This window comes from Streptomyces cynarae (genome assembly GCF_025642135.1).
GTDB classification, from domain to species: domain Bacteria; phylum Actinomycetota; class Actinomycetes; order Streptomycetales; family Streptomycetaceae; genus Streptomyces; species Streptomyces cynarae.
Genome location: NZ_CP106793.1, coordinates 6,903,645 through 6,917,855, shown reverse-complemented (window position 1 = coordinate 6,917,855; position 14,211 = coordinate 6,903,645). Strand labels below are relative to the sequence as shown.

10 protein-coding genes and 2 pseudogenes are annotated in these 14,211 nt (G+C 70.3%); 9 read left to right on the top strand and 3 right to left on the bottom strand.

Annotation, left to right across the window (positions count from 1 at the left end; genetic code table 11):
• Nucleotides 1–16: 16 nt before the first annotated feature.
• From N8I84_RS31370 to N8I84_RS31350, 5 genes and pseudogenes are all read left to right on the top strand, one after another.
• Entirely contained in the window at nt 17–730 is a 714-nt protein-coding gene (locus N8I84_RS31370) for a hypothetical protein (RefSeq protein ID WP_263232778.1), read from the top strand.
• A gap of 169 nt (nt 731–899) precedes the next feature.
• Nucleotides 900–1,739 carry a TIM barrel protein gene (locus tag N8I84_RS31365; RefSeq protein WP_263232777.1) on the top strand — a complete coding sequence of 280 codons (840 nt, stop codon included), beginning with the start codon at nt 900–902 and terminating at the stop codon, nt 1,737–1,739.
• Between the two features lie 45 nt (nt 1,740–1,784).
• Entirely contained in the window at nt 1,785–2,675 is an 891-nt protein-coding gene (locus tag N8I84_RS31360) for a 2-hydroxy-3-oxopropionate reductase (RefSeq protein WP_263232776.1), read from the top strand.
• 308 nt (nt 2,676–2,983) lie between these two features.
• On the top strand, nt 2,984–3,220 hold the full coding sequence (locus N8I84_RS31355) for a hypothetical protein (protein ID WP_263232775.1): 237 nt from the start codon (nt 2,984–2,986) through the stop codon (nt 3,218–3,220).
• Nucleotides 3,221–3,464: 244 nt separating this feature from the next.
• A pseudogene (locus N8I84_RS31350) lies at nt 3,465–3,850 on the top strand (family 43 glycosylhydrolase); the annotation flags it as partial.
• Nucleotides 3,851–3,854: 4 nt separating this feature from the next.
• Here the strand turns inward: N8I84_RS31350 and N8I84_RS31345 are convergent.
• Nucleotides 3,855–5,483, bottom strand: coding sequence for a transposase (locus N8I84_RS31345; protein WP_263232774.1), 1,629 nt, complete (start codon nt 5,481–5,483; stop codon nt 3,855–3,857).
• A gap of 173 nt (nt 5,484–5,656) precedes the next feature.
• Between N8I84_RS31345 and N8I84_RS31340 the strand changes: the two are divergent.
• Both N8I84_RS31340 and N8I84_RS31335 read left to right on the top strand, forming a co-directional pair.
• Nucleotides 5,657–5,983: pseudogene (locus N8I84_RS31340) on the top strand (glycoside hydrolase); the annotation flags it as partial.
• A gap of 215 nt (nt 5,984–6,198) precedes the next feature.
• On the top strand, nt 6,199–9,000 hold the full coding sequence (locus tag N8I84_RS31335) for a hypothetical protein (RefSeq protein ID WP_263232773.1): 2,802 nt from the start codon (nt 6,199–6,201) through the stop codon (nt 8,998–9,000).
• Nucleotides 9,001–9,135: 135 nt separating this feature from the next.
• Here the strand turns inward: N8I84_RS31335 and N8I84_RS31330 are convergent, their stop codons facing one another.
• Nucleotides 9,136–10,398 (bottom strand): beta-ketoacyl-[acyl-carrier-protein] synthase family protein, encoded by a 1,263-nt coding sequence (locus N8I84_RS31330; RefSeq protein ID WP_263232772.1) that lies wholly within the window; start codon nt 10,396–10,398, stop codon nt 9,136–9,138.
• Between the two features lie 19 nt (nt 10,399–10,417).
• Between N8I84_RS31330 and N8I84_RS31325 the strand changes: the two genes are divergently transcribed.
• Nucleotides 10,418–11,083 (top strand): TetR/AcrR family transcriptional regulator C-terminal domain-containing protein, encoded by a 666-nt coding sequence (locus N8I84_RS31325; RefSeq protein WP_263232771.1) that lies wholly within the window; start codon nt 10,418–10,420, stop codon nt 11,081–11,083.
• A 458-nt stretch (nt 11,084–11,541) separates the two neighbouring features.
• Here N8I84_RS31325 and gcl read toward each other — a convergent pair whose 3' ends face one another.
• The gene (gcl, locus tag N8I84_RS31320) at nt 11,542–13,281 is read right to left on the bottom strand and encodes a glyoxylate carboligase (protein WP_263232770.1); all 1,740 of its coding nucleotides are present in this window, start codon (nt 13,279–13,281) and stop codon (nt 11,542–11,544) included.
• A gap of 208 nt (nt 13,282–13,489) precedes the next feature.
• Between gcl and N8I84_RS31315 the strand changes: the two genes are divergently transcribed.
• Nucleotides 13,490–14,203, top strand: coding sequence for a hypothetical protein (locus N8I84_RS31315; RefSeq protein ID WP_263232769.1), 714 nt, complete (start codon nt 13,490–13,492; stop codon nt 14,201–14,203).
• Nucleotides 14,204–14,211 lie beyond the last annotated feature (8 nt).

Sequence of the window (14,211 nt, the reverse complement as noted above, 5' to 3'; positions counted from 1 at the left end):
GGTGAGGAGAGTGACCGTGGCGAACCAGACCACCAAGGTCCGCGGCGCCGGGACCACCGCCCGACGCACCCTGACGGCTGCCGCACGGGCGGCGGCCAAGCGATCCGCACGGTCGGAACGCGGGGGACCCGAGGCCCGCGAGGAGCTGCACTCCTCGCGCACCCTGCTGATCGAACGCCCGGACGGCTGGGAGGACCCACCCGAGCCGAGCGCCGGGGAGGAGCCGGAGCAGCTCACACCGGGGCCCGTACGCGGACGAAGGCTGCTGACCGCGGCGTTGTGCGTCGTGCTCGTGGCGGGCCTGGTCGCAGTCGCCGTCCTCGGCTGGCAGTACCGGGAGGGCCGGCGGGCGGACCAGGCGCGGAGTCAGGCGCTGACGGCCGCCAAGGAGGCCGCGCCTGTCGTGCTGTCGTACGACTACCGGCATCTGGACCAGGACTTCGCCCGGGCCCGCGGCCGTCTGACCGGCGGCTTCCGTGACCAGTACCTGAAGACCACGAAGACGGTGGTCGGTCCCACGGCGGCGAAGTACCACGGTGTGGTGAAGGCGACGGTGGCGGCGGCCTCGGTGGTGTCGGCCGCGCCCGACAAGGCGGTCGTCCTGCTGTTCGTCAACCAGACCACGCAGAGCACCCAGGTGTCGGGATCGCGTCTGGATCTGAACCGGGTGCGCATGACGCTCAGCCGCACGTCCACGGGCTGGAAGGTGAGCGCCGTCGACGCCCTCTGACCCCACGCCTCCCCTGTGCCCCCGCGCGGTCCGCGCGGGGGCACTTTCCGTGTGTGCTCTTGACAGTGTCCACCGTGCACCGGCAGGCTTTCCATTAAGCAGAAAGCCTGTTCCACCATACGGAATTGCAGAGTCGTTCGATGAGAGCGCGATCCAGGGAGCGCCGCAGATGGGATTCGCCGACCAGCGCTACACCGTCAACCTGTCGATCCTCTTCGCGGAACTCCCGCTCCTGGACCGGCCCGCGGCCGCAGCGGCGGCGGGCTTCACCGCGGTAGAGATGTGGTGGCCCTGGGTCGACGCTCCCGCACCCGAGCGGTCCGAGTCGGACGCCCTGAAGAGGGCGATCGAGGACGCCGGCGTGCGACTCACGGGGCTGAACTTCTACGCCGGCCAGTTGCCGGGCCCGGACCGCGGCGCCCTGTCGGTCCCCGGCGAGGAGTCGGAGAAGTTCCGCGCCAACGTGGAGGTGGCGGCCGAGTTCGCCGAGTCGCTGGGCTGCGGGTCGCTCAACGCGCTGTACGGCAACCGCGTCGACGGCGCCGACCCGGCCGAGCAGGACGCGCTCGCACTGGAGAACCTGGCGCTCGCGGCGCGGGCGGCGGACCGGATCGGCGCGGCGCTCCTGATCGAGGCCCTGAACAAGCCGGAGTCGCCGCTGTATCCGCTGGTGTCCGCTCCGGCCGCCGTGGAGGTGGTCGACAAGGTCAACCAGGCGACGGGACTGGGCAATGCGCGCTTCCTGATGGACCTGTACCACCTGTCCATGAACGGCGAGGACCTGCCGCAGGTGATCGAGCGGTACGCGGACCGGACGGGCCACGTCCAGATCGCCGACAACCCGGGCCGCGGCGCGCCGGGCACGGGGACGCTGCCGCTGGAGGACCTGCTCGACCGGTTGCGGAAGGCGGGCTACGAGGGCCGCGTCGGCCTGGAGTACAAGCCGGTCGACCGCCCGAGCGCGGAGACCTTCGACTGGCTGCCGGTCCAGTCCCGCGCCGCCCGCTGAACGGCAACTCCCAGACGTACCGCAGCAGCGAGAAAGGCACCCGTGATGAGCGCACTCCCCAAGATCGCCTGGATAGGCCTCGGCATCATGGGCTCCCCCATGTCCGAGAACCTGATCAAGGCGGGCTACGACGTCACCGGCCACACCCTGGAGCAGGAGAAGCTGGACCGCCTGGCCGCCGCCGGAGGCACCGTGGCCGGCTCGGTCGCCGAGGCCGTGCGGGACGCCGACGTGATCATCACGATGGTGCCGGCGTCTCCGCAGGTCGAGGCGGTGGCGTACGGCCCGGACGGCGTCCTGGAGAACGCCCGGCCCGGCGCCCTGCTGATCGACATGTCCTCGATCACTCCGCAGACCTCGATCGACCTGGCCGCGGCCGGGCGGGAGAAGGGCATCCGGGTGCTCGACGCGCCGGTGTCCGGCGGTGAGGCCGGTGCTGTCGAGGCGGTGCTGTCGATCATGGTCGGCGGCGACCGGGCCGACTTCGAGTACGCCCAGCCGATCTTCGAGACGCTGGGCCGCACCATCGTGCGATGCGGCCCGCACGGCTCGGGCCAGACCGTTAAGGCCGCCAACCAGCTCATCGTCGCCGTGAACATCCAGGCGTGCGCCGAGGCCGTGGTCTTCCTGGAGAAGTCGGGCGTGGACCTCAGGGCGGCCCTCGACGTCCTGGGCGGCGGACTCGCCGGCTCCACCGTGCTGACCCGCAAGAAGGACAACTTCCTCCGCCGCGACTTCAAGCCGGGCTTCCGTATCGACCTGCACCACAAGGACATGGGCATCGTCACGGACGCGGCCCGCGCGGTCGGCGCCGCCCTGCCGGTGGGCGCGGTGGTCGCCCAACTCGTCGCGAGTCTGCGCGCGCAGGGCGACGGCGACCTGGACCACTCGGCCCTGCTGCGAGGCGTGGAGCGCCTGTCCGGCGCCCAGGTCTGACGCACAGACCTCCGGGCCGCGTCGGCGCCGACACTTGTCCTCGCGCCCCAGGCGCCGCCGCGGCCCGGACCCGTCCCGCGGAGCAGGGCGTTCCGCGAGCACGGGCGCGCCATCGCCGACCGGATCAGCGCGAGAGCGGCACGACGAACCATCGTGCCGGTGCGGCAAAGGCCGGGACAGCCGATCGGGCGACTCACGGTACGGCTGCCACCCGGAGTGGCAGGGCCGGGAGAGGAACGCCCCGGTGCCGCCGCGTCCGCTGTGGCCCCCGGGGTGCGGATCCGGCGCCGTCGCAGGACGCTGAACCCATGGAACAGTCACCGCAGCATCCACACATCGTGGTGCACGCCCCGGCACTGGACGGGTCCCGGCGGGTCACCGAGGGCGACGTGACCCTCGGCATCGCATCCCACCTGGACGACGTCATCGAGATCCTGCGCATGACCGACCTGGACCGGATCGAGGTCGAGGAGAGCGACATCGTCGAGTGGCAGGGCGGCGGACCCGAGGACTGGCCGGGACTCTCGGAGCACGAGATCGAGTGAGGCGTCTACGCAAGCAGGCGTACCCCCGTCTACGCAACCCTCAAATGAACCTCTGAACACCGGTCAGGGGGCTTCAACTCCCCCTGGTCATGGGGGGATTCTCGGCACACGGGGCCCGCCGACACGGGGGCGGCGGGCCTCTCGGGGGGTCACCCGGGGGACCGCGGCCCGTGAGGGCGGGCCGCGGTGGTGCCGATCTCCGCACGGAGAGAGTTCCCTCAGCGGGCGTCGCCCATCCTGTTTTCCAGCCGGTCAGTGGGGCACGCCCTTCCAGGTCGCGAACCACATGCGCAGCACGGTCATCGCCGTCGCCGATTCGCTGCTGGGGCCGTTCACGGTCATCGACCCGTCACGCCCCACACCGCCCGAGCACCTCATGACCCTCGACGGAACGCTGTACGTCGACCCGTCCGGGCAGCCCTGGATGGTGTACGCACACCAGTGGCTGCAGACCATCGACGGCACCATGGAGGCGATCCGGCTGACCCCGGACCTGTCGGGAACCGTTTCGGAGAGCCGACCTTCCTGTTCAAGGCCTCGGACGCGTTCTGGCTCGGCGAGCAGATACCAGGCGGCGTACCGCACCAGATCCCGCCCTACGTCACCGACGGTCCGCAGGTGTACCGCACCGTTCCTAGAGACTGAGCGGGAGTGAGTCCTGCTGCCAGGATTCGTGCTCAGCCGTGTGCCCCGAACGGTTGTGGGCACACTGGTCCCCCGCTTTCGCTCCGCATCCGGCCCCGACGGATCGTGTCCGTGGTCCGGGAATGCGGGGGCGGGTTTCCTCACGCCCCGGGACAGCCGGTGCGGCCTGGACGGTCCGATGCCCCACACGATCGCTCCGGTCGTGTGGGGGCGGTGCCGTCCGTCGCCGGATCGGGTGTCCCAGGGCGCGCCTTCCGATCGCCACGGCGGCAGCCTGGTGGCGTGTGGTCTTGCGCGTTCTCGTGGTCAGGGGCTTTTGCCAGTGCTGGGCGCCGAAGCGGCTGGTGTAGGCGGGGTCGACCGCGACGAGGGGGAGGCCGAGCTCGGCGGCCATGGACACCAGCCTGGCGCGCAGCTTCCCAGTGGGCATCCCGGAGATCATCTTGCGGAACCGCTTGCGCCGCCCGTGCTTCTCCCGGGTTTTCTCCGCGTGGAAGTCCAGGTCCTCGATCGCGAGGGACAGGCCGTGATGCTTGGCCCAGTGCAGCAGGCGGGTCAACGCGTGCCGCACCTGTGCGTCGCGGTGCGGTGCGCTGCCGGTCAGGTCGTAGTCGAACCTGCGGGGCTCACCGACCGGGTTGCCGTGCTCGTCCAGCCGCCAGGCGGCCAGGTGGTCGGCGTTCATGTCCACACCGATGAGCCCACCGGCCCGGGCCGCCTCCAGCGGCAGCGTCTTCACGGGCGGGATCTGCCAGGAGGCGGTCAGATACCAGCGGTCACGGCCGGCGTCGTAGTGGATGCGGTAGGCCACGGCACGGTTCGCGGTGATGCGGTCGGCCCACTGCTCGCCCCGGTGCCGGAAGCCGACCTGGCAGGCAAGCACGTACCGGCCGTGCGAGGCGTTCGCCAGGCCGGTCAGCGGCGTGGGGAGTTTGATGCTCACCTCCCCGTCAGGGGTGACGCGGATCGTCTCGTTTCCGAACCGCTTCCCGGACTCGCCATCGGCCTGGAGGAACCAGCGCCCGGCCTGCCACCGGCTGCGCCACCCGGCCTCGGTCAGCTGGGCGGCCTCCAGGTGGTGCCGGGTGCGCAGCAGCTTCTTGCCGCCGCGCACCACCCGCACACGTCCGGCATCACGGTCGGCCCGCTCACGCTCCAGCCGGTCTTCCAGAAGGTGCAGACGCCGAGACTTGGCGAACCACTCCTGCTTCGAGCGGTAACCACCCGGCTTGCCCTTGGAACCCTTGGCCCCGATGGGCAGCGACAGCCGCTGCCTGATCGCATCGACGTCCGCCTGGAGACTCTGAATGCAGGCGAGTTGTCCACGTTTGGCCAGCGCCCACTGGTCGTTGGTGGCTTTGGTGATGCTGCCCGCCCACCGGGAGGAGGACTCCTCGGTCAGGGCACGCTTGCGCTGCGCCCACTGGTCGCTGTCATGCCCGAGCCCGGCCGTGCAGCGGGCCTTCAGATCCCGGGAGGCCAGGGAACCGAGCAGGTCACCGACCAGGCGCAGGACCTTCCCGTCCTGCGAGGTCAGCCCGTTCAGGCTGCACCGGATGGCCACCCCGGACGGGCCGGGCGCCACGAACGAAGCCGCCACCTGGCGCAGCCCACCCATCCCCCACCCCCTGGTCTCCAAGAATCCGTCACCACACCCAACGAACACCACCCGGCGAAGGTCACGCATTCGACGCAAGAACTCCCGTTCCCCACCCAGGCCCGCGCACGTCGTGGCCGAGATGCTCACTCCTGCACCCCGGAACGCGTTCAAGCACCCTCAACCAGTAACAGTTCCCAACCGCTGACGGATCCCTGCTCATGCTGTGGTCGACGTACGAAAAGAACGTGGCCGGCGACGACGGCACGATCGGCGGCGGCTATGTGCAGACCTATGCCGTCGCCAAGTCCGGCACCATCGAGGGGCCTTGGCAGCAGTACCGGCCCCTGGTGCGCGAGGACAGCGGTCACGGCATGCTGTTCCACACCTTCGACGGCCGCCTGATGATGATCCTCCACCGGCCCTTCGAGAACGCGCGCCGGAAGCTGTACGAGATGCAACTCGTCGGCCATGAGCTACGGGTGCTGCACAGGCGGGCCGACCTCGACGGCGGCGGATGACTCCAGGTGCGCCCGAACGCATCCGATGGAGCGCGCACCGGGTGGGGCGCCTGTTTCCACTGGGTCCGGGTCCGTTAACCTCGCCCTCGCATGGGGGGCATGGTGACCGAGGGCTCGGGCGCCGTGGCGACAGTGGGGCCTCAACCACCCGAGCCACCCTGAGCCTTGGGCCGTCGGCCGGATGTCACCCGTGCCCCACCGTGAAGGAGGAATGGGTGGCCCAACACACCCTGAGGAGCGGATGCATCGCGGTCGCCGCGACGTTCGCCCTCGCTTCGGGGGTACTGCCGCTGACCGCGGCGACGGCCTCGGCCGACACCCCCACCGAGGCGGTCATACCGGCCGCTCTGCTCAGCAACCCGCCCAGCGATGCGGTCGTCTTCGCGGGCACCGGTGGCTTCTTGCACCGGTCAGGCACGCAGTCCACCTTCGTCTGGACGAAGTACGCGGGTGGGCCGGACACCCCGCTGCCCGGACTCAGGACCAACCCGATGCCCGGGTACACCGGAGCGGGTTCCGATGTCGTGGCGACTCCGGCGGTCGACGGGTACCACCTGCACGACATGGACTCCGGAACGACCACCACCATCACCCCCGGCGCCGGCCAGAGCTACCTGGGGACCTTCGGCTCGCGCGTGCTGACGGTCACCAAGGCCACGGACGGAACGGTGACGGGCTTTCATGTGCTCGGCATGGCGGACGGGCAGCAGACCGACACACCGGTCACCGGCTGGCCCGGGGGCGCCACACCGCAGCCCACGGTTCTCGCCGGGGACGCCGACTCGGTGGTGATCCTCTACACGGACAGTACCAACGGCACCACTGAGGCTCGGTTGGCGCTGGTGGACCTGGCGACCGGTGCGGTCACGCCGGTGATGGGGCCGCTGGCCCCATCCGCTCACGTCGTACTGTCTTCCAAGTACGTCGCCTGGTATTCGTCATACGGAGCCGACGGGAAGGCATCGGCGGGACAGGTCCACGTCGTGTCCCGGTCCGCCCCCGCCGGCCCGGAGAACACCACCCAGGTCCCGGCGGCGCCGCTGGGCAGCGGGTACACCAGCACCCTGCGCGGCCTGGCCATCGCGGGCGACTCCCTGCTGATCACCCACTTGGTGTCGCACGGCGGTCCGCTCACCGCGGACGACACACTCGGTTACCCGCTCTACGCCATGCCGATGTCCGGCTCTTCCGCCCTGACCCCGATCCTGGACCACGTCAACTTCAATACACTGAGGCAACAGCCGAACGGGGCAGTCGTTGTGGGCGGCTCGTCCGTCACCGACTGGGCGGCCCGTCTGTTCACCGCCGGGCCGGACGGCACCCCTACGGGGACCGCCGTGGACTCCGACCCCGCCGTGCCCGCGCCTCTCGACGGTCTGGCCTTCGGCGGCGGGAAGCTGTACACCGTGGAGAGAACATCGAGCGGTCAGGACTATGTCTACGACCGGAACGTGCAGCTCGGTTCTCCGCCCTCCTACGGTGACGAGCAGAGCTTCGGCCAGCCCTTCGCGCCCACCCACTGCGACACCGCGACCACCTGCAACACGCCCATCGCGACCGGCGACGGCAACATCTCGCAGCTGTGGCCCAACGCCAACTCCCAGGGTGACGCCGTCACCGTGCAGACCCCGAACAGCAGCGCGGTTCTGGTCACACCCGGTGCCACCGGCGGCACCCTCGTCGACGCCGAGGGCCGCTACGTGGTCTACGACGGCGGCTCCACAACCAAGCAGTACATCGGGGACGCGGACGCGGGCGGCAACAGCCACGTGCTCTTCAGCCGCCCCGTCACCGCCGCCGCGCTGTCGGGCTCCACGGTGTGGGTCCCCGGAGCCACCCCGGGGACGCTGACCCAGATCGACCTCACCACCCGGCGCACCGTCCAGAGCATCGCCACCGGTGCGCCGTGCGTGCCCGGCGAGCTGCAGGCTGCCGCCCAGCACTGGGTGTACTGGTCATGCGGAGAGCTGGGCCCGGCGGGCGTGTGGGACCTGGCCACCGGCAAGGACATCCCCGTGCCCACCGGTCTCGCCCAGCTCGGGGACGGAATCGTCGTCGAGCACGACAGGGCGGCGGGCAAGCTGACGCTCACCGACGTCCACACCGACACCGCCGCCACCACCGACCTGGCCGACCTGCCCGGTGGACCGGTCGCGGACGACCGCAGGGTGTCCTGGGCCGTCGACAAGTACCAGGGCGGCATCGCCTACCTGGACAGCGGGAAGAACATCCACCTCGTCGACCCGCACATCCCCGCCTCGACTCCCGCCCCGGCCGCAGGCTCATTCATGTACGCCGGGCAGCACCTGTCCCCGGGCCACAGCCTGAGCAGCGCCACGGTGACGCTGACCATGCAGACGGACGGCAACCTTGTGGCGTACCTGAAGACCGGCAAGGGCGTCGGTCAGGCGGTTTGGTCGAGTCGGACCGGCGGCAACTCCGGTGCGTACGCGGTGATGCAGACGGACGGCAACCTGGTCGTCTACAAGAGCGGCGGCGGTCCCGGCACGGGCGGCGCCCTGTGGTCCACCGGCACGTACGACGACCCGGGCGCGTACGCCACCGTGCAGGACGACGGCAACGTCGTCGTCTACGCGGACGCGAGCACCTCGCCCCTGTGGTCGACGGGCACCTACCTGCGGTCGCAGACCATCAGCTCCGGCACCACCCTCAAGCCCGGCTGGTGGACGCAAGGCACCTACACCCGTCTGGTCATGCAGCCGGACGGCAACCTGGTGATGTACCGCCGGCGCGACGGTGCCGCGATCTGGTCCAGCCGGACCTACGGCCACCCGGGCGCCTATGCGGTGATGCAGACGGACGGCAACTTCGTCGTCTACAAGAGCACCGGGGGTCCCGGCAAGGGCGGTGCCCTGTGGTCCACCGGCACCTACCACAACACCGGCGCGTACGCCGTCATGCAGAACGACGGCAACCTGGTCGTCTACAAGAGCACCGGGGGCACCGGCAAGGGCGGCGCCCTCTGGGCCACCGGCACCACGACCACGTCGCGGTGACCACGTCCTGATCCAGGTCGCATTCAGCACGGGGCCGCGGGCGACCGCGGCCCCGTCCGCGTGCGGAACCGCGACCAGGTGCAACGCTCGATCAATCGCGGGGATCCTCCACGGACGATGGTGCGTTCGCGTGGGTCATGGTGTGGTCGGGGCCGTACGGGTCGCGTGGTGCGGTGCGCTGGTGACGATGAGTGAGACGTTCTGCCCACCGAAGCCGAAGGAGTTGCTGAGCACGGCCTCCTGGGGGAGGTCTCGTCGCTCTGCGACGACATCGAGATGGATGTCGGGACCGACGCCGGCCGCGGTGATGTTGCGGGTCGGCGGGATGACGCCGTGCTCCACGCTGAGGATGGCGATGAGCGCTTCGATCGCGCCGGCGGCGCCGAAGAGGTGACCGAGCGCCGCCTTGGGGGCCGTCACGGTGGCGCGGCCGAAGACCTCCCCGATCGCGTGCGCCTCGGCGACGTCGCCGACCGGAGTTCCGGTGGCGTGGGCGTTGATGTGGCTGATCTGTTCGGGAGCCAAGCCGGCTTGCGCGAGGGCCTTCCGCATGGCCGAGATCTGACCGGAGCCGTCGGCAGCGGGCGCCGTGATGTGGTGAGCGTCGGCGGTGATGCCGGCGCCCGCGAGTACCGCGTGGACGCGCGCGCCTCGGGCGCCGGCGTGCTCGGCGCTTTCGAGCACCATGACAGCGGCGCCCTCACTGAGGACGAATCCGCTGCGGTCCGCGGCGAACGGCCGTGACGCTGAGGCGGGTTCGGCGGTGTGCCGCGACAGTGCTTGCGCCTGGGCGAAGCCGGCGACGGTGATCGGGGTGATCGCGGCCTCGGTCCCGCCCGCGATGACCACGTCCGCCTCGCCGGCGCGGATGAGCCTGGCTCCCAGGGCGATCGCCTCGGCACCGGAGGAGCATGCCGAGACGGGCGTGTAGACCCCGGCCCGTGCACCGTATTCGATACTGATCAGCGCCGCCGCCGCATTGGGCATGAGCATCGGGACCGTCCGTGGCGAGACGCGCCGCGTCCCGGCCGCTTCCAGTACGTCGTCTTCCTTCAGCAGCGTCTGTACGCCACCGATGCCTGTGCCGATCGCCGATGCGAGCCGGTCCGGGTCCACCGCGGGGGCGCCGGCGTCGGCCCAGGCTTCGGCCGCCGCGATGAAGGCCGCCTGCTGCGAGCGGTCGAGCCGCCTGGCCTGTACGGGCAGCAGCGACTCGGCGGGGTCGATCGCCATCGTCCCCGCGACGGTGTCGGGAAGGCCGGCGTCCTCGTGGCCCCGCAGGACGCCGCCGCGGATGCCGGACTCGCCGGCAAGCAGGGCTTTCCAGGTGGACTCCACGTCTGCACCGAGTGGCGTGATCGCGCCGAGTCCGGTCACGACGACTTCAGTCCGTTGCATGCGCTCCTACCTTTCTTGTATGCCATACAAGCGGGGCAGGTCTTGTTGTATCACATACAATTCGGGTGTGGAGAAGAAGCAAACCGAAGCTCGATCGACGTCGGCTCCGTCGCGTGACCGCGGTCGCGCGACGAGGCGCCGGCTGATTGAGGCAACTGCACGACTCTGCAAGGAGCGGCCCGGCGCCGAGGTGAGCGTCGCGGAGATCGCGAACGCGGCAGGCGTCTTCCCCAATCAGGTCACCTACTACTTCGGCTCCAAGGACTCGCTGCTCGTGCACGCCGCCTTTCTCGGCTTGCTGCACGACGCCCGACGGATCGAGCGCATCGGTCGCCAAGCCCCCGACGCGGCGGCATTCCGGTGCAACATCGCCCGCGCCGTACTGGCCATGCCCTCGCTCCCGTCGGTCGCGCGAGCACTCGCCGCCGGGATCTCCAAGCCCGAACTCGCCCCCGTGGTCGACCAGCACCTCCAGTTGCTGTTCCGGCAATCCGAACGCTTCGTGAGCCGGCTCATCGACAGTCGCGGCTGGAGTGCCGGTCGACCGCTCGACGTGGAGGCCAGGACGTTCTGGAGCACCGCGCTCGGCGCAGTGCTGCTCGTCCGCGCCGGGGCACACGGCACTGTCGCCGACCTCGACCTCGCCGGAGCATTGACCATCCACGACGAACCCGAGCGCAGCTAGTGCCGCAACAGGCAACGTTCGCCCCGTCGCGACGCCCGGCACGCTCCCCCAAGCTCTTCGAGCAGGGGGTACCCCCACTCGCCGCACCGGCCGAAAGCCCAAGTACATCCAGTACGAGGACTTCCGGCCGGCACTCCCCCAAGCTCTTCGAGCAGGGGGTACCCCCAGAGCACGCACCGGACGCCGCTCCTTGACGGGCAAACGTTGCCTGGCGCGGCACTAGCTCAGCCGAACGGGTCCGCGGCGACGACATGCGGTTACCGCCGCGACGGTGGCCTGTCGCGATCGGCATGTTCGCCGTCGCCGACGAACTCCACGATTTCCCGGTGACCGCTCAGCTCTCCGGGCCTGCCCGTCCGGGAGCCACCCATGGATACGGCCGCGTGCCGATTCCCGCCGTCCGCCGTACTACCTGTGCCGCAACCTGACCGACCCGGCGAACCTTCGCGGTCACGACGCTAGGCGCTCTCCTCGAACTCCACGACCTCGCTGATGTCGTTGGTGGTCGACATGGAGATGTTGGTGACGCGCTCCAGGATCGCCTCGACGACCACGGGCACCCGGTACTCGGCGGCGAGCTTCTTGGCCTGTTCGAAGGCCGGGGCCAGGTCGTCGGGGTCCGTCACCCGGATCGCCTTGCAGCCCAGGCCCTCGGCGACCTTGACGTGGTCGACGCCGTAGACGCCCAGTTCGGGTGAGTTGATGTTCTCGAACTCCAGCCTGACCTGGAAGTCCATGTCGAAGGCCCGCTGTGCCTGGCGGATCAGGCCGAGGTAGGAGTTGTTCACGAGGACGTGGACGTACGGGATCCTGTGCTGGGCGCCGACCGCCAACTCCTCGATCATGAACTGGAAGTCGTAGTCGCCGGACAGCGCGACCACGGACGCCTCCGGGTCGGCCTTCGCCACGCCGAGCGCGGCGGGGACCGTCCAGCCGAGGGGGCCCGCCTGGCCGCAGTTGATCCAGTGCCGCGGGCGGTACACGTGCAGCATCTGGGCGCCGGCGATCTGGGAGAGGCCGATCGCCGTCACATACCGCGTCTCGGGGCCGAAGGCCTTGTTCATCTCCTCGTAGACGCGCTGCGGTTTGATCGGGATGTCGTCGAAGTGCGTACGGCGCTTCAGGCGGGCCTTCTTCTCCCGCGCGGCGGCGGCCCAGGCGGAACGGTCGGGGAGCCGGCCGGCCCGCCTCAGCTCCTCGGCCACCTCGACGAACAGGCCCAGGGCCGCCTTCGCGTCGGAGGCGATGCCGTAGTCGGGGGCGAAGATCCTGCCGATCTGGGTGGGGTCGATGTCGACGTGGACGAATGTCCGCCCGGCCGTGTAGACGTCGATGCGCCCGGTGTGGCGGTTGGCCCAGCGGTTGCCGATGCCCAGGACGAAGTCGGACTCCAGGAAGGTCGCGTTGCCGTACCGGTGAGAGGTCTGGAGGCCGACCATGCCGGCGTGCAACTCGTGGTCGTCGGGGATGGCTCCCCAGCCCATCAGGGTCGGGACGACGGGAATGGCCGTCAATTCCGCGAAACGCACGAGGAGTTCGGTCGCGTCGGCGTTGATGATCCCGCCTCCGGCGACGATCAGCGGGCGTTCGGAGGCGTTCAGCAGGGCGAGCGCCTTCTCGATCTGGGCGCGGGTCGCGGCGGGCCTGTAGACCGGCAGGGGCTCGTAGGTCTCGGGGTCGAACTCGATCTCGGTGAGCTGGACGTCGACCGGCAGGTCGATCAGGACGGGTCCCGGGCGACCGGAGCGCATCAGGTGGAACGCCTGCTGGAGGACGCCCGGCACCTGCGCGGCCTCCAGCACGGTGACGGCCATCTTCGTCACCGGCGCGGCGATCGAGGCGATGTCGACGGCCTGGAAGTCCTCCTTGTGGAGCACCGCGGTCGGGGCCTGGCCGGTGATGCAGAGGATCGGGATCGAGTCGCCGGTCGCCGAGTAGAGCCCGGTGATCATGTCGGTGCCGGCCGGGCCGGAGGTTCCGATGCACACGCCGATGTTGCCGGGGCGGGTACGGGTGTAGCCCTCCGCCATGTGGGACGCACCCTCGACATGGCGGGCCAGGGTGTGGTGGATGCCGCCGGATGCTTTCAGGGCGGCGTAGAAGGGGTTGATCGCGGCGCCCGGAACCCCGAACGCGTCCCGGACGCCCTCACGTTTGAGAATCTCGACTGCCGCGCGGGCAGCGGTCATACGAGCCATGGAGTACTCCTGCTTCGGCTGTCGGACTCGCGCTCCCGTCGCGCCCCGCGGTGAGCACCAATGGGCCTTTCGGTTATTCCGTATGGCGGAATATTGTTTCTGCTATCTGGAAGCAATGTAGGCATGGCGGGGAGAGCCGTCAAGAGACGGCCCATCAGGCGTGCGCGATCGCCGAAGTCGAGGACAAGTGGGCATCCGCGGAAGCACCATGGGAGCTATGCCCGAGAGCGTGCCGGTGTCGTGTCCGGTCTGCCGGCGCCAACATGTGTACGCCGCGCCTTCGTATCCGTGCGTGTGCGGCGCGCCCGTCGCCCCGCCGCTGAACCGTCTCTCGCGGCCCTCCGTGGTCACTCACCGCACCTGGGACGACGACTGGGTCGCGGTCCGCTGCGGGAGTTGTGGCCGCGAGGGCGAGTGGCCCTGCCCGGAGCTGGACTGCCCGTGCGGGACGATCCTCCGCGTCCCGGTGAGTGAGGCCCCGGTGAGCGGGGCGCCACGCCCGGATTCCGCCACGGACGGCGCGGGCGGTCGGCGCGAACAGGAGCCCGTCTTCAAGCCCGTCACCATCCGCACGGCCGCCGACGCCATCGGCGCGGCCGCGCTCTGTCTGCGCCGACTCGGCCACCACGACGTCCGGCGAGCCCAGGAGCGTCCGCCCAGCGGGGTCCTGCTCACGGCGGAGGGGATGCGGGCGCTGGTGGAGCCGACGATGCGTCCGGCGTCGCTGCGGGACGTGGAGTGCCTGTGGCTCACCGCCCTGTCGGAGTCAGCACGCTGCGTGTGCTTCTCACTGGCGGGATACGCCGACGCAGCGCGTGCCGCCGCCGACCGTCTCGGCGTCCCGCTCTTCGTCCTCGACCTCACCGGCGCGCCCCAGCCGGTCAACAGGCAGGCCGACGATCTGGCCGCCGGCCTGGCCTGAACGGCCCT

Bases quoted from the DNA above. Each gene is read 5' to 3' on its own strand.
- N8I84_RS31355 (WP_263232775.1), top strand. From the start codon at position 2,984: ATGGAACAGTCACCGCAGCATCCACACATCGTGGTGCACGCCCCGGCA.
- N8I84_RS31315 (WP_263232769.1), top strand. From the start codon at position 13,490: ATGGGAGCTATGCCCGAGAGCGTGCCGGTGTCGTGTCCGGTCTGCCGG.
- gcl (WP_263232770.1), bottom strand. From the start codon at position 13,281: ATGGCTCGTATGACCGCTGCCCGCGCGGCAGTCGAGATTCTCAAACGT.
- N8I84_RS31325 (WP_263232771.1), top strand. From the start codon at position 10,418: ATGCCATACAAGCGGGGCAGGTCTTGTTGTATCACATACAATTCGGGT.
- N8I84_RS31330 (WP_263232772.1), bottom strand. From the start codon at position 10,398: ATGCAACGGACTGAAGTCGTCGTGACCGGACTCGGCGCGATCACGCCA.
- N8I84_RS31365 (WP_263232777.1), top strand. From the start codon at position 900: ATGGGATTCGCCGACCAGCGCTACACCGTCAACCTGTCGATCCTCTTC.
- N8I84_RS31345 (WP_263232774.1), bottom strand. From the start codon at position 5,483: ATGGGTGGGCTGCGCCAGGTGGCGGCTTCGTTCGTGGCGCCCGGCCCG.
- N8I84_RS31360 (WP_263232776.1), top strand. From the start codon at position 1,785: ATGAGCGCACTCCCCAAGATCGCCTGGATAGGCCTCGGCATCATGGGC.